At 63.0% G+C, this 22,632-nt stretch carries 21 protein-coding genes; 16 read left to right on the top strand and 5 right to left on the bottom strand.

Annotation, left to right across the window (positions count from 1 at the left end):
* The first annotated feature begins 184 nt into the window (after positions 1 to 184).
* Positions 185 to 1,201 carry a LacI family DNA-binding transcriptional regulator gene (locus tag AB0323_RS15140; protein ID WP_366178041.1) on the top strand — a complete coding sequence of 339 codons (1,017 nt, stop codon included), beginning with the start codon at positions 185 to 187 and terminating at the stop codon, positions 1,199 to 1,201.
* Here AB0323_RS15140 and AB0323_RS15135 read toward each other — a convergent pair.
* Positions 1,198 to 1,833 (bottom strand): TetR/AcrR family transcriptional regulator, encoded by a 636-nt coding sequence (locus AB0323_RS15135; RefSeq protein WP_366178040.1) that lies wholly within the window; start codon positions 1,831 to 1,833, stop codon positions 1,198 to 1,200. The genes AB0323_RS15140 and AB0323_RS15135 overlap by 4 nt on opposite strands.
* Positions 1,834 to 1,966: 133 nt before the next feature.
* On the opposite strand from AB0323_RS15135, the gene AB0323_RS15130 reads away from it, so the two are divergent.
* Genes AB0323_RS15130 through AB0323_RS15115 form a run of 4 tightly spaced genes read left to right on the top strand, consistent with a single transcriptional unit; the run spans position 1,967 to position 7,409 of the window.
* Positions 1,967 to 3,883, top strand: a complete 1,917-nt coding sequence (locus AB0323_RS15130; protein ID WP_366178101.1) for a primary-amine oxidase — start codon at positions 1,967 to 1,969, stop codon at positions 3,881 to 3,883.
* On the top strand, positions 3,880 to 5,403 hold the full coding sequence (locus AB0323_RS15125) for an APC family permease (protein WP_366178039.1): 1,524 nt from the start codon (positions 3,880 to 3,882) through the stop codon (positions 5,401 to 5,403). The genes AB0323_RS15130 and AB0323_RS15125 overlap by 4 nt, the downstream gene beginning before the upstream one ends.
* A 15-nt stretch (positions 5,404 to 5,418) precedes the next feature.
* Positions 5,419 to 5,946, top strand: coding sequence for a hypothetical protein (locus AB0323_RS15120; RefSeq protein ID WP_366178038.1), 528 nt, complete (start codon positions 5,419 to 5,421; stop codon positions 5,944 to 5,946).
* A gap of 53 nt (positions 5,947 to 5,999) precedes the next feature.
* A complete protein-coding gene (locus AB0323_RS15115; RefSeq protein WP_366178037.1) occupies positions 6,000 to 7,409 on the top strand; it encodes an aldehyde dehydrogenase family protein in 1,410 nt (469 codons plus the stop codon).
* A 152-nt stretch (positions 7,410 to 7,561) separates the two neighbouring features.
* Here AB0323_RS15115 and AB0323_RS15110 read toward each other — a convergent pair whose 3' ends face one another.
* Positions 7,562 to 8,017: an META domain-containing protein gene (locus AB0323_RS15110; RefSeq protein WP_366178036.1), complete on the bottom strand. Its 456-nt coding sequence runs from the start codon at positions 8,015 to 8,017 to the stop codon at positions 7,562 to 7,564.
* A 322-nt stretch (positions 8,018 to 8,339) separates the two neighbouring features.
* Here AB0323_RS15110 and AB0323_RS15105 point away from each other — a divergent pair, with 322 nt between their 5' ends.
* Entirely contained in the window at positions 8,340 to 8,546 is a 207-nt protein-coding gene (locus tag AB0323_RS15105) for a hypothetical protein (RefSeq protein WP_366178035.1), read from the top strand.
* 31 nt (positions 8,547 to 8,577) lie between these two features.
* Here the strand turns inward: AB0323_RS15105 and AB0323_RS15100 are convergent, their stop codons facing one another.
* Positions 8,578 to 8,955 carry a low affinity iron permease family protein gene (locus AB0323_RS15100; RefSeq protein ID WP_366178034.1) on the bottom strand — a complete coding sequence of 126 codons (378 nt, stop codon included), beginning with the start codon at positions 8,953 to 8,955 and terminating at the stop codon, positions 8,578 to 8,580.
* A 96-nt stretch (positions 8,956 to 9,051) separates the two neighbouring features.
* Here AB0323_RS15100 and AB0323_RS15095 point away from each other — a divergent pair, with 96 nt between their 5' ends.
* The 3 genes from AB0323_RS15095 (at position 9,052) to AB0323_RS15085 (ending at position 12,042) form a co-directional block, all read left to right on the top strand.
* Positions 9,052 to 10,083, top strand: coding sequence for a LacI family DNA-binding transcriptional regulator (locus AB0323_RS15095; RefSeq protein WP_366178033.1), 1,032 nt, complete (start codon positions 9,052 to 9,054; stop codon positions 10,081 to 10,083).
* Positions 10,084 to 10,214: 131 nt separating this feature from the next.
* Entirely contained in the window at positions 10,215 to 11,726 is a 1,512-nt protein-coding gene (locus AB0323_RS15090) for an alpha-N-arabinofuranosidase (RefSeq protein WP_366178032.1), read from the top strand.
* Positions 11,727 to 11,847: 121 nt separating this feature from the next.
* Complete coding sequence (locus AB0323_RS15085) at positions 11,848 to 12,042, top strand: hypothetical protein (RefSeq protein ID WP_366178031.1); 195 nt, start codon at positions 11,848 to 11,850, stop codon at positions 12,040 to 12,042.
* Between the two features lie 10 nt (positions 12,043 to 12,052).
* Here the strand turns inward: AB0323_RS15085 and AB0323_RS15080 are convergent, their stop codons facing one another.
* On the bottom strand, positions 12,053 to 12,439 hold the full coding sequence (locus AB0323_RS15080; RefSeq protein WP_366178030.1) for a hypothetical protein: 387 nt from the start codon (positions 12,437 to 12,439) through the stop codon (positions 12,053 to 12,055).
* Between the two features lie 357 nt (positions 12,440 to 12,796).
* On the opposite strand from AB0323_RS15080, the gene AB0323_RS15075 reads away from it, so the two are divergent.
* From AB0323_RS15075 to AB0323_RS15065, 3 genes are all read left to right on the top strand, one after another.
* The gene (locus AB0323_RS15075; RefSeq protein WP_366178029.1) at positions 12,797 to 13,852 is read left to right on the top strand and encodes a zinc-dependent alcohol dehydrogenase family protein; all 1,056 of its coding nucleotides are present in this window, start codon (positions 12,797 to 12,799) and stop codon (positions 13,850 to 13,852) included.
* A gap of 112 nt (positions 13,853 to 13,964) precedes the next feature.
* Positions 13,965 to 15,833: a glycoside hydrolase family 15 protein gene (locus AB0323_RS15070; RefSeq protein WP_366178028.1), complete on the top strand. Its 1,869-nt coding sequence runs from the start codon at positions 13,965 to 13,967 to the stop codon at positions 15,831 to 15,833.
* 15 nt (positions 15,834 to 15,848) lie between these two features.
* Positions 15,849 to 16,847: a zinc-dependent alcohol dehydrogenase family protein gene (locus AB0323_RS15065; RefSeq protein ID WP_366178027.1), complete on the top strand. Its 999-nt coding sequence runs from the start codon at positions 15,849 to 15,851 to the stop codon at positions 16,845 to 16,847.
* A 124-nt stretch (positions 16,848 to 16,971) separates the two neighbouring features.
* Here the strand turns inward: AB0323_RS15065 and AB0323_RS15060 are convergent, their stop codons facing one another.
* Complete coding sequence (locus AB0323_RS15060; protein ID WP_366178026.1) at positions 16,972 to 17,334, bottom strand: SPW repeat protein; 363 nt, start codon at positions 17,332 to 17,334, stop codon at positions 16,972 to 16,974.
* Positions 17,335 to 17,746: 412 nt separating this feature from the next.
* On the opposite strand from AB0323_RS15060, the gene AB0323_RS15055 reads away from it, so the two are divergent.
* The 4 genes from AB0323_RS15055 (at position 17,747) to AB0323_RS15040 (ending at position 22,477) form a co-directional block, all read left to right on the top strand.
* A complete protein-coding gene (locus AB0323_RS15055; protein WP_366178025.1) occupies positions 17,747 to 18,967 on the top strand; it encodes a substrate-binding domain-containing protein in 1,221 nt (406 codons plus the stop codon).
* 7 nt (positions 18,968 to 18,974) lie between these two features.
* On the top strand, positions 18,975 to 21,092 hold the full coding sequence (locus AB0323_RS15050; protein WP_366178024.1) for an ATP-binding cassette domain-containing protein: 2,118 nt from the start codon (positions 18,975 to 18,977) through the stop codon (positions 21,090 to 21,092).
* Between the two features lie 158 nt (positions 21,093 to 21,250).
* Complete coding sequence (locus AB0323_RS15045; RefSeq protein WP_366178023.1) at positions 21,251 to 21,703, top strand: SRPBCC family protein; 453 nt, start codon at positions 21,251 to 21,253, stop codon at positions 21,701 to 21,703.
* Positions 21,704 to 22,477: an SDR family oxidoreductase gene (locus tag AB0323_RS15040; protein WP_366178022.1), complete on the top strand. Its 774-nt coding sequence runs from the start codon at positions 21,704 to 21,706 to the stop codon at positions 22,475 to 22,477.
* The last annotated feature ends 155 nt before the right edge of the window (positions 22,478 to 22,632 follow it).

The raw sequence follows: 22,632 nt of genomic DNA, 5'->3' as shown, positions 1-22,632 counted from the left end.
GTCGTCTTCGAACAGCAGTGCCAGTTCGTCTTGAGTGAATTCTTGAATCGATTCATTTGATGACCTACTCAAACGGTAGGGCCTGCTTCCGTGGCGTGTCAACAGGTAATCCCCGAGATCGCCCCTCGAACCTCGTAATATTGATGAAACGGTTTGATTCGATTCATCAATCGGGAGGTTCAGGGTGCCAAGCGGCCCGGGAGCAAAACTGACAGACGTCGCCGCCCTTGCGCGAGTTTCGGTCGGCACAGTGTCGAATGTCCTCAACCGGCCCGAGCAAGTGTCATTCGACAAGCGGACCCGCGTTCTTGCCGCCATCGAGGAACTGGGATTCGTGCGTAACGAATCAGCCCGCTCGCTGCGGTCCGGATCCACGAGGAGCCTCGGTATGCTGGTCTTGGACGTGCGCAACCCCTTCTTCACGGATGTCGCTTTGGGCGCTGAAAACGTCGCCGAAGAACACAAGCACTCCCTGATCCTGGCCAACAGCGCCGAAAACGCCGGGCGTGAGCAGGCGTATCTGGACCTGTTCGAGCAGCAGCGCGTCCAGGGCGTTTTGATCACTCCGTTCGGACCCGTTTTTCAGCGGCTCGAAAGAATGCGCGAACGGGGCATTCCCTCGGTACTCGTCGACAGGCTGGCAAGCACGGATCAGTTCTGCTCGGTTTCAGTGGACGACGTCGCCGGGGGCGCCGCGGCCCTGGACCATCTCGTCAGCGTCGGTTCGGTACGTCCGGCATTCGTCGGCGGCCCCTTCACGCTGCAGCAGGTCGAGGACCGCTACCGGGGGGCCGCTGACGCGGCCGCGCGAGCGGGCGTCCCGCTTCAACTATTCGAAACGCCCGACCTGAAATTCGAACGCGGCCGGCGGATCGGAGATCTCATGTGGAGTCTCCAACCCGACAAGCGCCCTGACGCGGTATTTGCCGCCAACGATCAATTGGCCCTTGGGCTCTTGCAATCCTTCGCCGCAAACGGGCTCCGTGTGCCAGAGGACATTGCCATCATCGGGTTCGACGACATCGATTTCGCCTCCCAGTCCAGCATCCCGCTCAGCTCCATCAGCCAACCGAGGCAGCTGATCGGCGAGCGTGCCGCCCAGCTGCTGTTCGACGAAATCGACGACGAACCCGGCCACGTGCACAGCCAAGTGGTGTTCACGCCCGAACTCGTGGCGAGGCAGAGCACACTTCGCCGCTAAGCGGAGCCTTTCGGGCCTTCCATTGGCACGAGAGCGCCCTTTTCGGATGAAATGAGGGATATGTAGGTCTCCAGTTGGGACCGCAGCTGATCCGCCGAGTGGTGTTCCGGCGTCAGCGTGGCCGTGATCTGGGCACCGAGAGCGAACGTCATGATCCCGCCAACAATGTCGTCGTCATTCAGTCCCTCTTTTAGTTCTCCAAGCTCCCTGGCTTCGCGGAGCTTGTCGAACAGGGCCTCGCGCCATTGCTCCATCGAGGAATCATGCAAGGCTGCCTTCGCCGGGTCCGTCAGTGCGCGCTGCCAGAAGGCGATCGCGATTCGCGCCTCGTTGAGCCTTTCAGCATCGAGCGGCAAAATTTCATGGCAATAGCTGCGCAAGGCTGTCAGGCCCCGTTGGCCCGCAGTGGAGCCGCTCATGCGGGTATTCGTCTGGTTGAAGACGTGGGCGAAAGCAAACGTCAAGAGATCGTCCTTTGTCGGGAAATACGGCTTGAGCGCGCCGTTGGCAAAGCCTGCTTCCGTTGCTATCTCGCGCATGGTGGCGCCCTCGATCCCCCTGCTGGCGATGATCCGCCACGTGGCTTCGACAAGTTCCAACCGGCGCTTGTCGTGGTCTACGATCTTCGGCACGCTTTCCCCAAATCTTTTTTCTACAACCGTTGTGACTCAGATTACACGATGCTATTCTCTACACACATAGAAAATAAATCGCCACTCACAAAGGCCCTCCATGAGCACAACTTCCTCTCCAGAAATCGCCGAAATGACTGCGTTTGCCGGACCGTCTCCGTTTGCCTTGACCAGCGCCGAAGACATCACGGCGGTCAGGGGCATTTTGGCCGGCGCCGGACTCTTCGACGAATCCATCCGGATCGCCTACCTTGGCCTCCTTGAGCCACCGCGGAATGCGGAGGCTGTGGACCGTAGGTTCAGGGTGTTCCTGCACGACGTTTCTTCTGGTGCAGCACAGGACGTCGTGGTCTCTGTGACACGCCAGGAAGTCGTCTCCAAGGTCGAACTCGACACCTCGGTGACGGGTGAGCTTCCGGTCATCGAAGAGGAATTCGAGGTGGTTGAGGAAGTCCTCGCCCAGGATGAGCGATGGCTCAAGGCGTTGGCTGACCGGAACCTCGATGTCAGCAAGGTCAGGGTCGCTCCCCTGTCAGCCGGGGTCTTCGAGTACCCGGAGGAGAAAGGCCGCCGGATTCTGCGCGGCTTGGCTTTCGTCCAGCAGTTCCCCGGGGACAGCGCCTGGGCCCACCCCGTGGACGGACTGGTTGCCTACGTCGACGTCGTCAGCAAGACGGTCGACCAGGTCTTGGATTTCGGGCCGGTTCCGGTGCCGGAGGAACACGGCAATTTTACGGACCCTGAGCTGACGGGAGCGATGCGCACCACCCAGAAACCGATCCACATCACCCAGCCGGAAGGTCCGAGCTTCACGGTCCGGGACGGCAACCACGTCGAGTGGGAGAAATGGAGCCTGGACATCGGCTTCGATGTCCGGGAAGGCGTCGTTCTCCACAATGTAGCGTTCGACGACGTCGATCGCCGCCGCAGCATCCTCAAACGTGCTTCGATCGCCGAAATGGTCGTGCCTTACGGCGACCCCTCCCCTGTGCGCTCCTGGCAGAACTACTTCGATACCGGCGAATACCTCGTGGGCCAGTACGCCAACTCGCTCGAGCTCGGCTGCGATTGCCTCGGCGAAATCACCTACCTCAGCCCGGTAGTGAGCGACTCGTTCGGCCGCCCACGGGAAATCCGCAACGGAATCTGCATGCACGAGGAAGATTGGAGCATCCTCGCCAAGCACAGCGACCTCTGGAGCGGCGTGAACTACACGCGCCGGAACCGCCGGCTCGTCATCAGTTTCTTCACCACCATCGGCAACTACGACTACGGCTTCTACTGGTACCTCTACCTCGATGGCACCATCGAGTTCGAAGCCAAGGCTACCGGCGTTGTCTTCACGAGCGCCCACCCCGGAAAAGGCTACCCGTACGCCTCGGAGCTCGCCCCGGGCCTGGGGGCTCCCTTCCACCAGCACCTCTTCAGTGCCCGCCTGGACTTCGCCATCGACGGCCTGAGCAACAGGGTCGAGGAAGAGGACGCCGTCCGCGTACCCATGGGAGAAGGAAACGAGCGCGGCAACGCCTTCGCGCGTCGTCGGACTGTCCTCAAGAACGAATCGGAGGCTGTCCGCGAATCCAACATGGCGGCCGGACGGGCCTGGATCATCTCCAATCCCGAATCACTCAACCGCTTGGGCGATCCCGTGGGGTACAAACTCCATGGCCAAGGGCATCCGATGCTCCTGGCCGACCCCCAATCATCCATCGCCCAGCGTGCAGCATTCGCTACGAAGGATCTATGGGTGACGCGCTATGACGAAAACGAGCGCTACCCCAGCGGCGACTTCGTCAACCAGCAATCCGGAGGAGCCGGATTGCCGTCCTACATTGCCCGCAACAGGGACATCGACGGACAAGACATCGTCGTGTGGCACACCTTCGGGCTGACCCACTTCCCCCGCCCCGAGGACTGGCCGATCATGCCGGTCGACACGGTGGGTTTCAAACTGCGCCCCGAAGGCTTCTTCGATCGGAGTCCCGTCCTCGACGTGCCCGCGTCGAAGCCCGCTGAAGGCGGCCACTGCCATATGGAGGCCCAAAAATGAGTTTAACAACCGGGAAAGAGACCACTGAGGTGGGCCACCCGCACCACAATCGACGCCGTCTGGGCGTCCCGGCGGTGACGTTCATGATCATCGCCGCGTCGGCTCCCCTTACCGTCCTTGCCGGCGGCGTCACGACGACGTTTGCCGTCACCGGGGTCACCGGCGTGCCTTTGTCCTTCCTGCTGCTCGGCGCAACCCTCGCCGTTTTCGCCGTCGGCTACGCGGCCATGAGCCGGTACGTCGTCAACGCCGGCGCCTTCTATTCCTACGTGGCGCAAGGCATTTCGCGGCCGGTCGGCGTCGGGGTTTCCATGGTCGCCCTGATGGCTTACAACCTGATGCAAGTCGGCATCTATGGCCTCTTCGGGTTCACCGTCTCGAGCTTGATCAACGAACGCTTCGGCGCCACAGTCCCTTGGTGGATTCCGGTGCTCGTCTGCATCGCCGTCGTGGCGTTCCTCGGCGTGAACCGGGTGGACCTCTCGGCGAAGGTCCTCGGAGTGCTCGTCGGCCTGGAGTTCCTCGTGGTGATTGTCTACGATGTCGTCTCCTTCGTGGTGGCGCCCGAGGGAGTCAGCGGAGCGCCGCTGAGCCCGCAGAGCCTTTTTGTACCGGGCGTCGGAGCGGTCCTCTCCTTCGGCATCGCGGCGTTCATGGGATTCGAGTCGGCCGCGATCTACGGCGAGGAAAGCAAGGACCCCAAGCACACCGTCGCGCGGGCCACGTACACCGCCGTGGCCATCATCGCCGTGTTCTATGCGGTTTCCTCCTGGGCCATGGCCGTTGGCACGGGACCGTCCGCGGTGGTCGACGCATCCGCAAAACAAGGACCGGACCTGATGTTCGGCTTCCTCAGTGACCATGCCGGCGTCCTTCTCGCCGACCTGGCCCGCCTGCTCTTCGTCACCAGCCTCTTCGCAGCCTTGGTCAGCTTCCACAATGCCGCAGCGCGCTACTTCTTCTCCCTTGGCCGGGAGCAGGTACTTCCCCGGAAGCTGGGTGCAGTCCGGCGGCACAGCGGCGCCCCGTACGCCGGGTCGATCGCCCAGACGGTCATCGCAGTCGTGGTCACGGTGGCATTCGCCATCGCGGGGACCGGATCATCGCTGGGCGATCTCTACCCTGTCCTGACCATGTTCACGTGGCTGACTAATGACGGGGCAATGGGACTTGTCCTCTTGATGACCGTTGTTTCGCTGGCCGTCATTGGCTTCTTCCGCAAGAACAAGCGTGACGCCGGAATCTGGACCCGCGCGATCGCCCCGGCCCTCGGGTTCGTGCTCTTGGCGGCGATCTTCGTGCTGATCGTGGTCAACTTCAACGTACTGCTGGGCCAAAACGAGACCAATGCCCTGACCTTCATCCTGCCGGCGACGATCATCGTGCCCGGATTGGTAGGGATCGCCTGGGCATTCCGGATCCGCCGGAGCAACCCCGCCGTGTATCGGCGGATCGGGCATGGCGAAGAGGGGCCGGCGGCCGTGCACCTCGGCGACGAAGAAGACTCGAAGCGGGACTGATGATCAGTGAACACGATGCACACAATCCTTTCGATGGTCATGCTGGCCTGCTGCGCCTTGGGGATCCTGGGCCCGATGCGCGAAGGCCTGGTCAGGAACCTCAGCCAATGGGGACCGATGGCACTCATGCTGGTGGCGATGGCGGATACGACCGTCGGTCCGGGCATTGTCCCGGGCGTCGTGTGGGGGCTGCTGCTGCTCCTCACTGCGCCCCTTCCGCTGATGCTTCTGCCCAAGGATCGCCGCGGCGGCATGGAAATACACCGTTCCTTGTCCATGGTGGCCATGTTCGCCCTTCTCGTCACCACCCTTCCGTCCCCCTCATCCAGTTCGGTACACCAAACACACGCGCATTCAGGGCTTGGTGGAGCGAACCCGGTCCTGGCAGTCGCCCTCGCGGCGGCGGTCATCGCCTACTCCATCGTCCTGGCGGCCCGAACGCTTCGACGAAACGGCCGCGGACACCGCCGTCACGCATCTGCATCGCTTGAGGCCATCTCTTCAGCGGGCGCCTTGGGCGCAATGGTCCTGATGGCCGTCTGACCCCTAGAACGTTGTCCTTCGAAACCCAAACCAACTCAGAGTGGAGTAAACCAATGGAAAGCTACGACGCCCTCCTGGCTTCAATCACCCCTACCACCGGCGAAACCCGGACCATCCTTGACCCGGCCACGGGCACTCCCGTGGGCGAGGCCCCCGTGCACACCGTCGAGGACCTCGAGGCCGCGGTTGCCGCCGCCGCGGCGGCCCAGCCCGCGTGGGCCGCGCTGGGCCACGACGCCCGGTCCGCCGCGCTCATGAAGGCCGCCGACGCCGTCGAACGCTCCGCCGAAGAACTCGCCCGCCTGCTCTCCCGCGAACAAGGCAAACCACTCAACGGCCCCAACGCCCGCTTCGAAGTCGGCGCCTGCGCCGCCTGGCTCCGCGCCACCGCCGCCACCCCCCTCGAACCCGAAACCGTCGTGGACGACGGCGAAACCCGCGCCGAACTGCACTACCGGCCCATCGGCGTCGTCGGCGCGATCGGACCCTGGAACTGGCCCATGATGATCACCACCTGGCAGATCGCCCCCGCCCTGCGCATGGGCAACACCGTCGTCCTCAAACCCTCCGAATACACGCCCCTGTCCGTGCTCGCCCTGGCCACCGTGATCAACGAAGAACTCCCCGAAGGCCTGCTCACCGTAATCTCCGGCGGCCCCGACGTCGGCCAGGCCTTGGCCTCCCACCCTGCGATCGGGAAAGTCATGTTCACCGGCTCCACCGCCACCGGCAAAGCGATCATCCGCTCCAGCGCCGACACCGTCAAACGCCTCACCCTCGAACTCGGCGGCAACGACGCCGGCATCATCCTGCCCGACGCCGACCCCAAAGCGATCGCCGAAGGCCTCTTCTGGGGCGCGTTCATCAACACCGGCCAGACCTGCGCCGCGCTCAAACGCCTCTACGTCCACGACTCCCTCTACGACGCCGTCTGCGAAGAACTCACCGCCGTGGCCGCCGCCATGCCCATGGGGGTCGGCCTCGATGAGAACAACGTCCTCGGCCCCCTGCAAAACAAAGCACAGTTCGACATCCTCGCCCGTCTCGTGGACGCCGCCCGCGACGCCGGCGCCCGCATCCTGCTCGGCGGCAACCCCGACCCCGACCAGCCCGGCTACTTCTACCCCACCACCCTCGTCGCCGACATCGACAACAACAACCCCCTCGTGACCGAGGAACAATTCGGCCCCGCCCTGCCCATCATCCGCTACACCACCATCGACCAGGCCATCGCCATGGCCAACGCCCTCGACGTCGGACTCGGCGCCTCCGTCTGGTCCCCCGACGTGAGTGCGGCGCGAGAGGTCGCCTCCCGCCTCCAAGCCGGAACCGTCTGGATCAACAAACACGGAAACGTGGACCCCCGCATCCCCTTCGGCGGCGCCAAACAATCCGGCTACGGCCTCGAATTCGGCACAGAAGGCCTCAAAGCCCTAGGCCAACCACAAATCATCAACGGCTAGACGGCGACCCAAACGCGGGCCACCCCCAACCAACTCGCAGTTGTTGCCGTTTTCAGCCCCCAGAACGACAACAACTGCCAGCCAGTTGGGGGTGTGGCGCCGTCGCTCCCATCGTCAGACATCTCAGTGACGATCGTGGGTCACGCGCCGCTTTACTTGCCCTTGAAAACGAGGGTCTCGGTGCCGCTGTTCCATTTGAGAGTGCCCTGGCTAAATGACATTTCAATAGGCCGCTTCAGGAAATCCACAAACCACTGTTGCTGAGAACCGGCGTCACTGATGCACCCCATGGCGCCGATCCCGAGCTTCCCCACCACCAACGTGTCCCCCGTGATTGTGGCCGGTCCGCTGACCGGCGAGCAGGGGGTCTTCGCGGTGACGTAGAGGGAACCACCCACGGAATTCAACTGCACCGTGAGTCCCCCTGATGCCGCCCAGGGCAGGTCAATGCCGTCCGCTGTTCCCGCAATGCTGACATACTCGGTGCAGGGAGCCGACGGCAGGAATGCTGCGCATGTCTGCCGCGGAGGCGCAGTCGTCGTCACACGGGACGCCGGGACGGTCTCGCGCGGCGTGGGTATGGCCGTTTGCGCCTCGCGCCCTTGCACGGACGCACATGAAGTCAACCCCGCTGCGATCAGAAGCAGGAGAACCAGCCTGCGTTCCGAACATCTTCTGCGCTTCATTGTGCCCCCGGTGCCTGGACGCTTCAGCGGTGCCCGCTGCTGTCAGGAGTCTATGCCCGTGATGAGCTAAGGCTCCGCCATTGCTCCAGTTCCTCACATTGCGCCTCTGCGACGGCAGTGACTCCTAATCCACCCCACAAGGCCTGAGATAGTAGCATTTGTAATGCATAAATACCTTTGGCGACGAGCGTCCTACGGACAGGGAAGAGTTGGGGCAAGTAAGGCAATGGATTCAGAACCGGCAATGCCAGAGGTAAGCCCGCGATTCAGCAACACCCGGAAGCAGAATACCGAGCTTGCCATCCAGCAACTCCTGGACGGTGGGTTCACCACCGATCAGATAGATGAATTCGTCGAGACGCTGCACCGCATGGAGGCCGACGAGTCGATACTGGCGCCCCTGACAAATGCCCTGTTCGCCATGAACGTCTCAGTCCAATGGCTGATGTAGGAACGTCCGCCGGTCCAGGACTCCGGTCAGATCAATCGGACTTGGCCTGCTGCTCGATGCGTCGACGCTGCTCCTCGAGCTCTTTCTCGCCTTCGTCTTCAGCCTCATAAAGCTTGGAGTTGGTGATCTGGAGTTCACGCATCACAGCGTCAAGCTTCACGTGGAGGGCAGCACTGTCCCTGTTTTGGGTGTTCTGGATGATGAAGACCATCAGGAACGTCACGATAGTGGTGCCGGTATTGATAACCAATTGCCACGTATCCGAAAATCCTAAGACTGGTCCCGTAAACGCCCAAACGATGAGAATGATCACCGCCGCACTGAACACCCAGGCGTGGCCCAGAACTTTGGCCACTCTGCTGGTGAACCGGGTGAAGAAATCCTGACGCGGACCGCTGTCTTCGCTCATGCAGACATCATCCACCTATTTCATTCCGACCCATATGCTTCCAACGTTGTAATCTTCAGCTTAGGACGGACGCTGGAGTGCGCGGAAGAAGGAAAAGTGGCAATTACCATGCGGGATGTGGCCCAAGCCGCCGATGTGTCGATCAAGACGGTGTCGAACGTCATCAATGACCATCCAAACATCAAAGCCGAGACCCGCGAGCGGGTCTTGCTAGCCATCGAGAAACTTGGCTACCAGCCCAATCTCTCGGCGCGTGGATTGCGGTCGGGCCGTACGGACGTCATCAGCCTCATCATCCCGGATTTGAAGAACGCATACTTTGCTGAACTTGCCGACGCCGTGATGACAGCCGCGTCAAAGCGGGGGAAAGTTGTAATCATCGAGCAAAGCGGAGGCGCGCGGGCACGCGAGCTTGAGATCCTGCATGGCCCCCGGATGCGAATGGTCGATGGTGTCTTGTACAGCGCGCTCGGCCTGGGCCAGGAGGACGCGGGCCTGATTGACATCCCGACGCCCATGGTCCTCCTTGGCGAGCGGATCTTTCACGGCCCCACGGACCACGTGACCATGCAAAACATCGAAGCTTCGCAAGCAGCGACGGAACACCTCCTGCAACGCGGACGCACGAGACTACTCGCCTTTGGTGCCCACCGGAATGAAGTCATCGGTTCAGCGGGGCTTCGCCTGGAAGGTTACCGCCGCGCGTTGCAGAATGCAGGGCTGGACTACCGGGACGAACTGGCAATCGACGTCCAGTCGTGGCACCGCGCCGACGGTGCCCAAGCCATGCGGCAGGTCCTGGAGTCCGGGCTGGACTTCGACGGTGTGGTGGCCTTCAACGACTCCATCGCCCTGGGCGCCATGCGTGTCATGCAGGACGCCGGACTGAGGATCCCTGAGGATGTGGCCATCATCGGCTTTGACGACATCGACGAGACCCGGTATTCGCTACCGACCCTGTCTACCGTAGATCCAGGCCGGCAGGAGATCGCCGAGACCGCCGTGGCGATGCTCCTGGAACGCATTGACGGCGCGGCCGAAGCGACACCGGCCCGCGAGTTTGCAGCAGGATTCAAGGTCATCAGCCGGGAGTCCACGGCGATCCGGCCCGCCCAAGACTCCGCCTAATTTCCTCTTGACATGTAAGTCCGGTCACAGCATGATGGATTTACAACGATTACTTACATCGATGTAAAAACTTGGGACTAGGCACACAAAGCACCCCTTCTCTTCCCGCTCCCTCGCCCTGAAAGCAGACAATGGTTTCCGCACGCCTTACGATCGACCCGCAATTCGCAGTGGGCACTGTCAATCCCCGTCTCTTCGGTTCTTTCGTTGAACACCTTGGACGCTGTGTCTACGACGGCATCTACGAACCCGGTCACCCAAGCGCCGACGCCGATGGTTTCCGCACTGATGTGATCGAGCTCGTCAAAGAACTCGGGGTTTCCACCATCCGCTACCCGGGCGGCAACTTCGTCTCCGGGTTCCGCTGGGAGGACAGTGTGGGACCCAAGGAACAGCGCCCTCGCCGCCTCGACCTCGCTTGGCATTCGACCGAAACCAACGAGATCGGCATGCACGAGTTCAGCACATGGCTGGCGAAGGTAGGCAGCGAACTGATGCTGGCCGTCAACCTCGGCACCCGAGGCACGCTGGAAGCCTTGGACCTGTTGGAATACTCCAACATCCGCTCCGGGACAGAGCTGTCAGACCGCCGAGCCGCTCATGGCCGAGTAGAGCCGTTCGGCATCAAAATGTGGTGCCTCGGCAATGAAATGGATGGCCCGTGGCAGTTGGGGCATCGCTCCGCTGACGACTACGGCAAAATCGCATCGCAGACCGCGAAGGCAATGCGTCAGCTGGATCCTTCCGTTGAACTCGTGGTCTGTGGCTCATCCAGCGCCCACATGCCCACCTTTGGCGAATGGGAGCGCGTAGTACTGACCCACTCCTACGAGGACGTCGACTACATTTCGTGTCATGCCTATTACGAGGAAAAGAACGGGGACCTGGGCTCGTTCCTTGCTTCCGCTACCGACATGGACCACTTCATTGAATCCGTGGTTGCGACGGCTGACCACGTCAAGGCTGTCAACGGAAGCACGAAAACCATCAACATTTCCTTCGACGAATGGAATGTGTGGTACCTCGAGCGGTTCCACGACGTCGATAAAATCGAAGGACTCGACAACTGGCCCAAGGCGCCACGGCTGCTCGAGGACGTATACTCCGTGGCGGACGCCGTCGTCGTCGGCAACCTGCTGATCTCGCTGCTCAAGCACGCCGATCGTGTCACTTCCGCTTCCCTGGCGCAGTTGGTCAACGTGATCGCTCCCATCATGACCGAACCCGGGGGCCCGGCGTGGAAGCAAACCACCTTTTTCCCGTTCGCGTTGACATCCAAACTGGCCAAGGGAGTTGCCCTGGATGTGAGGCTGGAAGCGGACACGTACAGCACGGACGCTTATGGCACCGTCCCGCTCATCGACGCCGTCGCGACCTACGACGCGGACTCGGCAACAACTGCCGTCTTCCTGGTCAACCGGTCACGAAGCGAGGAGGCGACGGTCGCCATCGACCTGACGGCGCTCGACGGCGTGATCATTATTGATGCCCAGACGCTTTCCGACCCGGACGTCTACGCGAAGAACACGCTCGAAGACCAGGACCGCGTGGGCTTGCAGGCGAACAAGAGCGCCGTGGTGCATAACGGCGTCATCGAAATCACCCTGCCGCCCGTCTCCTGGACGGCGCTGAACCTCGGCTGACCTTATCGAATTGGTCAAAACACAAGCGACATCCCGGTCCGAAGACCGGGATGTCGCGCCTTTTGGAACCCTGCGGATCGAACCTCTTTTGGAGACCGCCGCCCGGTGGGACGATTTTGATATGAGCGAAAAAGACGAGCAAAAGCTCGCGTCCCCGGCTGCCGGCCGCTACCTTCACAGGGAAAAAAGCATTCCATCGGAGGAATACGAAAACCCGACCACCCACCAGATGCGCATTGTCGGACAGCGGCGGACCGAGGCGGAAGCCAAGCTTGAGCTGCAGCAGCGCGAGGCTCGAAGCAAACTCCGCGAATAAAGAATCCCGCTTAGGCGGCCGGCGCCGAGTCGCGGCCCTCGCCGGATGCGCGCCTCGTGATCGGCACCTTCGGACGTTCAGCAGGCCAAGACCTGAGGCGTGGCCAGCCATCTGATCGTGCCTCCAAGGCAGTGAGCGGACGTGCGCTGTGGACAATGTAGTCGCGCGCCGCCGGGCCCACCATCGTCAGATTCAGGCATAGGTCTCCGCGGTGTGTGGGAGCGATGCCGGCCGCCCGCAGGCTGGCCCTAAACGTCCTGGCCCTCACGGGTTCCGAAGCTGTAAGTCCGCACCAGCTGATGTACAGACCGTATAGTTCTTCGAAGCTGAGGCCCTCCTCCCCCGAATTCCGGGAGACGCACTCATTGAGGAAATTATCCAGCGGTACTTTCATCATCGTTGCCCCCTGCGCCTTGGCAGCTTAACTGCTGCGTTTCCATAGCTACAGCTAACAATGTGATCCGAACCAAGGAACCTACCTGAATACACAGAAATTTAAGGGCGTAGATTGCCCCTGTCAACTGTTCTCAGGCTTGGTAGCACGGCAAACCGCATCCCGCTCTTCGGGGCCGATGTTGCTCCCGTCGTGGCAAGCGCCCGCTGGTATTTGTCATGGGGCTATTTAGCTCGACGCGGAGGCCAAGCGGCGAACGAGGCCGCACCTCGCCCGCGTTAGCTACCGGCCAGTACAAGACCACGGGCGTCGCGGGGATAGACTCGATTCAAGCCCAACAACCACCATTTGAGGAGCCCCATGCGCGCCACCATCATCCACGGCCCCGGCGACATTCGTGTTGAAGACCGTAACTACCCCACGGTCCAGCTGCCCACAGACGTCATTGTCAAAGTCACCGCCTCCTGCGTCTGCGGTTCGGACCTATGGCCGTACCGCGGCGTGAAGCCCACCCACCGGCCTTCGGCCATCGGCCATGAATTCATCGGCACGGTGGAAAGCATCGGCGACGACGTCACTGCCTTGGCGGTCGGCGATTTCGTCATCGCTCCCTTCGTGGTCAGCTGCGGCGCTTGCCCGCAATGCTTGAACGGCGTCACGGTTGCTTGCGATCATTTGGCAGGTTGGGGCGGCAAAGATGACAGCGGGCACGCAATCGACGGCGGGCAGGGCCAGGCCGTGCGCGTACCACTTGCTGAGTCCACCCTCGTCAAGGTTCCCGGCGTCACGGAACCCGACGACGCCCTCCGCGCGAGCTTGCTGACGCTCTCCGACGTGATGGCGACCGGCCACCATGCCGCCCTCGCGGCGAAGGTCGGCCCTGGCAGGACCGTCGTCGTCGTCGGCGACGGCGCAGTTGGCCTCTGCGGCGTGCTCGCCGCGAAGCGGCTCGGAGCCGAACGAATCATCGCGATGTCCCGGCACGCCGACCGCCAGGCGATAGCCCTCGAGTTCGGGGCCACGGACATCGTCGCCGAGCGCGGCGACGACGGCGTAGCCAAGGTCCGCGAGTTGCTTGGGGGCGTTTTGGCCGACTCCGTGCTTGAGTGCGTCGGGACGAAGGAATCCATGGAACAGGCACTTCACAGCGTCCGCCCGGGCGGCGCCCTCGGCTTTGTTGGTGTCCCGACCGGCGGAGCCGAAGCCCCGCTGCGCTACTTGTTCGACACGAACATTTCGATTGCCGGCGGAATGGCTCCGGCTCGCACGTACATCCCGGAACTGCTGCAGGACGTGCTTGCCGGAAAGATCAACCCAGGCCGGGTCTTCGACACGGTGATGCCGCTCGAGGAAGCGCCCGAGGCCTACCGCGCAATGGACGAACGGCGCTCCATCAAGGTCCTGCTCACTCCCTAGGGCATGCGCCGAAACCGCAGATTCCTGCGGGCGCGTGGACTGTGGCGCAGGCGGGGGAACGGCGAGAGAATCCATATAGGAAGGCTGGCCTGAACCCGAAGGAGTGGACAGAATGATCACTGGTGCCGACGCGCGCCCGGTGGTTAAGCATGATGGGTATTTGCCCATCGAGGATCATGGACTTATCGGCGACGGGTCCACGTGCGCCCTGGTAGGGCGGGACGGGGCAATTACCTGGCTTTGCCTGCCGGAATTCGACAGTCCCCCGTTCCTGGCCGGGATCCTTGACGCAGATTCAGGCGGCCGTTTTGAAATAGCCCCTGTCCATACTCTGGCATCCTCCCAGCGCTACACCGAGGATTCGTGCGTGCTGGTCACATCCCTCGCATCCGACCGGGGCGTGCTGCAGGTGACGGACGGACTCACGCTACGTGCCGGAGCCGACTTGTCGGAGCCGGTGCCGGCTGGCCGTTCCGAACTCCTGCGGCACGCGAGGGCGGTGGGCGGAGACGTTCCGCTGCGCATCAGCCTGATACCGAAGGCCGGTGTCACGTTCGATACGCTGGCCACCGGCTGGAGGTTTGATTGGCGGCAGGACGGAGTCCAGGAAGTCTATCTGTGGTCTTCCATTGAACTCACCCCTGACGGCCGTGGCCTGTCCGCCGAATTGACGCTTCGGGCAGGGGAAACGCTCACCATTGTCCTGCACTGGTCGGGACGGTTCAGGCTCCGTCAGCACCCGCAGAGCAAGAAGCTCATTGACCAGACCGTATATGCCTGGCGGCGGTGGGCATCAAGCCTGGATTGCGAAGGCTCCCAAGCGGAGTTGATGAAGCGATCGGCCTTGACGCTGAAAATGTTGGATCACGCAGAAACGGGGGCCATCCTCGCGGCCGCCACCTCGTCGCTGCCGGAGTGGCCAGGGACGTCGCGGAACTGGGACTACCGGTACACCTGGGTGCGCGACGCGTCCTTCTCCAACTACGTTTTCCGGCGCATCGGCGACCCCAGTGATGCGGACGTTTTCCTTGCCTGGGTCCTGACAAATGTGGAGCGGGACGGTGTACCGCACGTCATGTATGCCCTCGACGGCTCCCAGCCGCCCGATGAGGTGCAGGACCCCCAATTGCGGGGATACCGCGGCTCGGCCCCGGTCCGGTGGGGAAACGGCGCCCGCCACCAACTCCAGCACGATGTGTACGGTGAAATCATCGACATTGCCTACCAATGGTCGGGCAGTGGGAAGAGAGTCGATGAGCAGCTCTGGGCCGCCCTGATCCCCATAGTCGAAATGGCCATCAGGAGCTGGCGGCTTCCGGACTCGGGGCCTTGGGAGATCCGGGACAAGAGCAGGCCCTTCACCTACTCGGCGGCGCTGTGCTATGTCGCAATCGACCGTGCCATGCAGATCGCGCGCAGGGACGGGCTTCCCTATCCCAAGCGCCGGTGGGAGGCCACGGCCCGGCGGATCCGGCAGGCTGCCCTGACACAATCCTGGGATCCGCGGCGCCGCACCTTCACCGAGAATTTGGGCGGCAGCGGCGGCCTGGACGCGTCCCTGCTGACACTTCCCGTCCGCAACGTTATCGATTTCGACGATCCGCGGATGGTGTCCACCACTCAAGCCATCGCCGCAGAGCTCGACGCCGGCAACGGACTTTTGTTCCGCTACCTGCCGGGGATTTCTCCCGATGGTTTGCCGGGAAGCGAGGGGGCGTTCCTCCTCTGCAGCTTCTGGTTGGTGGACAACCTGGCCGGGCAAGGCCGCGTGGATGAGGCCCATGAACTCTACGAGTCCCTCTGCAGCCGTGCAAACCCGTTGGGCCTCCTACCCGAGCAGATCCACCCTGACACCGGTGAGTTTCTTGGGAACTTCCCGCAGGCGTTCAGCCATGTGGGCGTGCTTGCCAGCGGCCTGCGTCTGCTGAAAGCCGAGCGGCGGGCCGCGAACGCCGGCCCCGCAGCCCAGAAACAGCCCTAGCTGCGAGGCAACCCGATGCGTGCATGGTGGGTGCGGGAACCAGGGCCGATTGAGTCACAGCCGCTTGCTTGGGGCGAGCGTCCCGATCCGCAACCGGGGCGGCGGGAGCTCCTCGTCAGTGTCCGAACCTGTGGTGTCTGCCGCACGGATCTGCATTTGGCCGAAGGCGATCTCGCCCCTCGGAGGCCGAACGTCGTGCCCGGCCACGAAGCGGTGGGAATAGTCAGCGAAACCGGCGATGGGTGTGCGAGGTTCCGGCGCGGTGACAGGGTCGGAGTTGCCTGGCTAGGGGGAACCTGCGGGAGCTGCGCGTATTGCCGCCGCGGCAACGAGAACCTCTGCCTCTCCCCTGTCTTCACCGGGTGGGACAGGGACGGCGGATATGCCGAACAACTCACGGTGTCCGAGGATTTCGCCTATGCGATCCCGCAGCAATTTTCGGACGAACAAGCGGCCCCTCTATTGTGTTCGGGCATCATCGGGTACCGGGCGCTCAAACGGGCCGAGCTTCCGCCGGGCGGCCGGCTGGGCATCTACGGCTTCGGCGGTTCCGCCCATCTCACGGCGCAGATGGCGCGCCACCAAGGGGCGCAGGTCTACGTGATGACCCGTTCGGAGTCGGCCCGTGAACTGGCACGTGAACTGGGCGCGGTGTTTGTGGGCGACGCGTACGATTCCCCGCCGGACCCGCTCGACTCAGCGATGCTTTTTGCTCCCGTCGGGGACCTTGTCCCTGTGGCACTCAAGGCGCTGGACCGGGGTGGAACCCTCGCTATTGCAGGCATCCACCTCAGCGACATACCGCCTCTGAACTACTCCGCGGATCTCTTCTATGAGCGGCAGCTCCGTAGTGTTACCGCCAATACCCGGGCAGACGGCGAAGAGTTCTGGTCCCTGGCCGCGGAAATTCCGCTGGCCCCCACCACGACGGCGTATCCGTTAGCGGAAGCCGACCGGGCGTTACGGGATCTGGCTGGCGGCCGCATCACCGGCGCTGCTGTCCTGAGAGCCTGAACGCTCTGTCTGCGCCGGAAGCCGGCGGATACCTGAACAAAAGACGGCGACCGGCGGGTCCGATGACGGCCCGCCGGTCGCTATTGGCGCTGTTCAGCGTGTGAACACGTCAGCGTTCAGCACTTCAGTGCGAAGGGCTGACCATGTGGTGCCGGTGCTCCTCGGTGCTGGGCTTGATTGCCATCGCGGTGACGACGAGCGCCACCAGGCCGGTGATCCAGGACGTCCAGGCCACCCCCGCTTGCGTGGAGTAGGAGCCTAGCCACGGAGAAAGGAACAGCAAGGCGCCGAAGGCTGCCTGCACCCACTCCATAGCCGGCGTTCCGGGCATAGCCAGATTGATGACACCGCTAACGATCAGCAAGGCGCCGAAAACGACCATCAGGGCAGCCGACGAGCCGGCCGGCACACTCCAGATGACCGACAGGGCAGCATAGAGCCCGGCGACAACCGTGACCCAATCCTGCCATCGCGTCCATTTCTTCATTGAACCCACCTCTGTGATGCGGACTGCATCCCGGGGTATCGAGATGTACTCCGGTACTGGCATAACAAAATCCGGGCACAGCTGCTTCCCGACGAACCCGTGTGGGCCGGTCCGCCGTCGTCGAATCCTGTCGCGCACGAAGCCTTGCTAAGAGCGGACTTCCGGTCTAGAACGTAGTCATAGAGCAACATCGGCGAACATGCCCGGCGTCGCCGGCATGTCCGTCCAGGAAGGACCGCGTGATATCGAGTCGCTGGTCGTAAAGTCGCCAGTCAGCCTGGTGCTGGCTTAACGACGTCCGTTGGTGAGAACCGCCGTGGCCTCCGGCGTGGACGTGAGTCCTGCGCCAACGCCCAGGTTCCGGCCCGACCCCGCCAGGTCGCCCGCAGTCGAAACCAACAGAAGGAAAGAAATGTTAAACATGAAGGTCCCGGCACGAGGCGCCGGAACCGCCTTCATTGCTACCCTCGCTATCACGGCTCTCGCCGCATGTTCGAGCACGGGCACATCGTCTTCGCCGAGTGCCACGAGTTCCGGAGGAGCGGTACCGCAGATCGCTGCGGATGCTTTCACGGCCGACTTCTCGGCCATGAAACAGCTCACCTCGCTCGCTTCGCAGGGCAAGGGCACGGTAGGCGTGCTGCTGCCGGACACCACCACCTCCGCGCGGTACGTCACTTTCGATGCCCCCTATTTGAAGAAGGCATTTGAAGCCGCGGGACTCGATTCCTCGAAGTTCAAGATCGACAATGCGCAAGGCAGCGCAAGCACGATGCAGACGCAGGCCGAGGCTGACATCACGGCAGGCGCTTCCGTGCTGCTTGTCGACGCGCTCGACTCCGGTTCGGGCGCCGCCATCGAGGCGGCGGCAAGCGCGCGCGGCGTCAAAGTGATCGACTATGACCGGCTCGTCAAAGGCGGGGCCAAGGATCGCACCTACGTGAGCTTCGACAACGTCAAGGTTGGTCAGCTGATCGGCCAGGGCGAGATCGCGTGCCTCGCGGACTGGAAAGTCACCAAACCAAACATCCTCGTCATGGACGGCGATCCGACCGACAACAACGCCAAACTGTTCGCCGAAGGTTATAACGGCGTACTCAAGCCCCACTTCGACAATGGCGAGTACGTCAACGTAGGAGAGCCGGCGGGCACCTGGACACCGTCGGTTGCCCAGACGACGTTCGCCCAGCAGTACACCGCCCACCCGAACATCAACGCGGTGGTCACGCCTAACGACGACAATGCCAACGCCGTGATCGCCTACCTGCAGAGCAAGCAGATTCCCGCCAAGACCTTCCCGACGACAGGCCAGGATGCGTCCTTGTCCGGGCTGCAGAACATCTTGAAGGGTTACCAGTGCGGAACGGTGTACAAGCCGATCTACTTTGAAGCCCAGGCGGCTGCCGCGGCAGCGCTTTACCTGCGGGCAGGCGTGACCGTTCCGACAACCCTCGTCAACGGCAAGACGACGGACGACACCGCGAAGTCCGATGTCGCATCGGTCCTGCTGACCCCGCTGTGGGTGACCACGAAGAACATGGCGGACACGGTGGTCAAGGACGGCGCGGTGACCAGTTCTTCGCTGTGCGTCTCGCAGGTGAAGGACGCGTGCACCGCGGCAGGTATCCAGTAATTCCACGATGAGTGAGCTGGCAAACCCGGATCCCGCCGACGTCGGGCCCCTGCTTCGGCTCGAGGGCATCGACAAGAATTTCGGGCCGGTGCAGGCGCTGGTCGACATCACCTTTGAGGTGCCTGGCGGCAAGGTGACTGCGCTGGCCGGCGACAACGGTGCGGGCAAATCGGTATTGATCAAGTGTGTCGCCGGAATTCACGCCCCCGACGACGGGCAGCTGTTTTGGGAGGGCAGGCCCGTACGATTCAACTCGCCCCACGAAGCCGCAGCGCTCGGCATCGAGACCGTGTATCAGGACCTGGCCTTGTGCGACAACCTCGACATTGTGCAGAACCTGTTCCTCGGCCGCGAACGCCTGCGCGGTCTTCTCCTTGATGAAGAGAGCATGGAGATCGCGGCCCGGGAGACGCTCTCGAGCCTGGCCGTGACCACCGTGCGTTCGATCCGGCAACCAGTCGCGTCGTTGTCCGGCGGGCAACGCCAGTCCGTTGCGATTGCGAAGTCGGTGCTGTGGAACTCGAAGCTAGTCATCATGGACGAGCCGACCGCGGCCCTCGGCGTCGCCCAGACGGAGGTTGTCCTTCACCTGATCCGCCAGCTCGCCGACCGTGGCGTCGCCGTCATTGTCGTCTCGCACAACATGAACGACGTGTTCGAGGTCGCGGACCGCATCGCCGTTCTCAGGCTCGGGCAGCTTGTGGCCATCCGGCCTGTCACGGAGATGGATCGGCAGATCGTGGTCGACCTGATGACCACTGGAATCTCCGAACGGGCAAGGCCCGAAACCGCGCCGACACCGCTGTCGAAACGCCCGCTCGCCGCCGTCAAGGGGCCGCTCCCCTCCGCGGCAGCCGCCCTCCAGGGCGAGCCGACCACGGCGGCCGCGGAGCGGAAGGCCGCCCTGGCCTTGAACCCGGACATCACCGCGACATCGCTGCCCGAATACTTCCGTGCGGCGCTGGCACGGGTCCGGGGCGGCGAGAGCGGAGTGCTGCCGGTTCTCGCAGGCCTGTTGCTGATCTCTGTGCTGTTCCAATCGTTGAACCCGAACTTCCTGACGCCCGGCAACATGGTGAACCTGCTCATCCAGGGTTCGGTATTCATGCTGCTGGCGATGGGCCAGGTCTTCGTGCTCCTGCTCGGCGAAATCGACCTGTCCATCGGGTACGTCGGCGGAGTGGGCGGCGTCATCATGGCTGAACTCGTCCAGGAGTCCACCGGGTGGCCATGGTGGGCGGCGATCGCCGTCGGCCTGCTTAGTTGCGCCGGGATCGGGCTGCTTCATGGCACGATCATCACCCGACTCGGATTGCCGTCGTTCGTCGTGACCCTTGGCGGCCAGCTCGGCTGGCTTGGCGTGATGCTCATCATCCTCGGGACCGGCGGCGTCGTGCCCATCAACGACAATGTCATCAACAACATCGCGAGCGGCAACCTCAGCCCGGTCACCAGCTGGATCCTGATGCTCGTCGTCGTCGGAGCGTTCAGCACGTGGACGTGGCTGCGGGACGCCCGCCGGCGCAACACCGGACTCGTCGCGCCGCCAGCCAGCGTGAGCGCCCTGAAGATCGCGGCGGTGCTCGCCGCGGGCGTGGCCGTCGTTTGGCTCTGCAATACCGACCGCGGCAGCCTCGTCGAAATCAGCGGCGTGCCGTGGGTGCTTCTCGTTGTGCTCGGAGTACTCGCCGCTTGGACGTTGCTGCTTGGGCGTACCCGGTTCGGCCGTTATGTCTACGCCATTGGCGGCAACGCCGAGGCCGCACGGCGGGGAGGCGTGAACCTTGCACGCATTCGCACGCTCGCCTTCATGCTCGCTTCCTTCACTGCAGGAATCGGCGGAATTGTGTACGCGTCGCGGCTCCGTTCCGTCTCGACGTCGTACGACGGCGGCACGTTGGTCCTTTACGCCGTGGCGGCCGCGGTCATCGGCGGGACAAGCCTGTTCGGCGGACGCGGCAAGGTGCTGCACGGGGTGCTGGGCGGCCTGGTGATCGCCACGATCGATAACGGCATGGGCCTGCAGGGCTACAGCGCTCCGGCCAAGTACGTCGTGACGGCGCTGGTGCTCGTCGCGGCGGTAACGATCGACGCTGTAGCGCGTCGCGGACGCTCCCGGACCTAAGCGGCTTGTTGAATGGCCCCGCACGCAGACAGCTACCGGGCCGGTCTGGACTTGGATAATCAGCAGGCTTAACGTTCAAGAGTGGCTGACTTCCCGCAGGGACGGTCCCAGGGGCAGTCCCTCCGGCCAGCCCACGCAAGTCCCAGCGAGGAGGAGAGATGCGAAAGGTTGAAGAAACGATTGACGTGGACGTCCCCGTCCATATGGCTTACAACCAGTGGACGCAGTTTGAGTCGTTTCCCCGATTCATGTCCGGGGTGGAATCCGTAACCCAGTTGAGCGACACAACCAACCACTGGGTCACCAAGGTAGGCGGTGTGGAACTGGAATTCGATACGGAAATAGTCGACCAGGAACCCGACGACCGGATTGCTTGGCGCAGTATCGACGGCAAGTCGCACGCCGGCATCATCAGGTTTTCGCCGCTGGACGCCAACCACACGCACGTCAAGGTCCATTTCGAATGGGCGCCGGAAACCCTCATGGAGAAGGCCGGAGCCGCACTCCAAATTGACGAGATGCAGGTGAAGGCCGACCTGAAGAAGTTCAAGGAGTTCATAGAGTCGCGTGGAAACGAAACCGGAGGATGGCGCGGCGAGGTGGAGGAGTAAATGATTGACCTTGGGCCGGTGCTTGTGGTCGGCGGCACAGGCATGCTGGGCAGCCAGGTGGTGTCCAAGCTGCTTGAAGGCGGCAAGCAAGTCCGCGCCTTGGTGCGGCCCGGTTCGGATGCGAGCCGCCTCGAAGAGCTAGGGGCCACGATCGCCCGCGGCGACATGATGGACCCGGAGTCGCTTGGACACGCCATGGACGGCATCGACGCGGTGATCACCTCGGCGGCGGGATACACCCACCATCGGGAGGGCGACAGTCCCGTCATCGACACCGTGGGCAACACCAACCTCGTCGATGCGGCCAGCCGCGCCGGTATTCGCAGATTCGTCCTGACCAGCATCCTCACTTGCGATCAAACACCGGATGTTCCGCATTTCTGGCACAAGAAACTCAGCGAGGATCGCCTTGAAGAACTCGGGGTCCCGTTCGTGGCGCTGCGCCCGGGCGCTTTCCTTGAGCAGATCACCCGCTTCGGCGACCCTTTCAGCGAGGGGCGGCTCACGTCGTTCGGGTCTCCAAGCGTTCCCCTGACGTATGTTCTTGCCAGTGACCTCGCCGGGTACCTTGCGGCAGCAGTCGACGCGAGCGGAGTTGAGGGGCAGCGTATCGACATCGGTTGGGACCGGCCGGTAAGCATGCAGGACATCGCCGATATCTCGGCCCGGATGCTCGGCCGGGAGATCCAAGTCGTCGTCAGCCCGATCAGCGCGGTCAACCCGATGGCGAAGGACCTTGAGGCGATGATCGACTGGTTCGGGACGGGCCGCTAGGTCGCCGATACTTCGCGGCAACGCGAGGTCTTCGGGCCGCCGCCAACCGCGGAGGACGCCGTCGCGCGCCTGCTCACCAGCCTCGGGCACAAGCGTGACTAAGCCGGGTCCGACGGCGGCCGGACCGGGCCATCTGTTAACCCGGTTTTAACCCG

Source organism: Arthrobacter sp. NPDC080031 (genome assembly GCF_040702485.1).
Classification (GTDB): domain Bacteria; phylum Actinomycetota; class Actinomycetes; order Actinomycetales; family Micrococcaceae; genus Arthrobacter.
The sequence above is the reverse complement of the archived record's forward strand: the minus strand, read 5'-3'. Positions and strand labels throughout refer to the sequence as shown.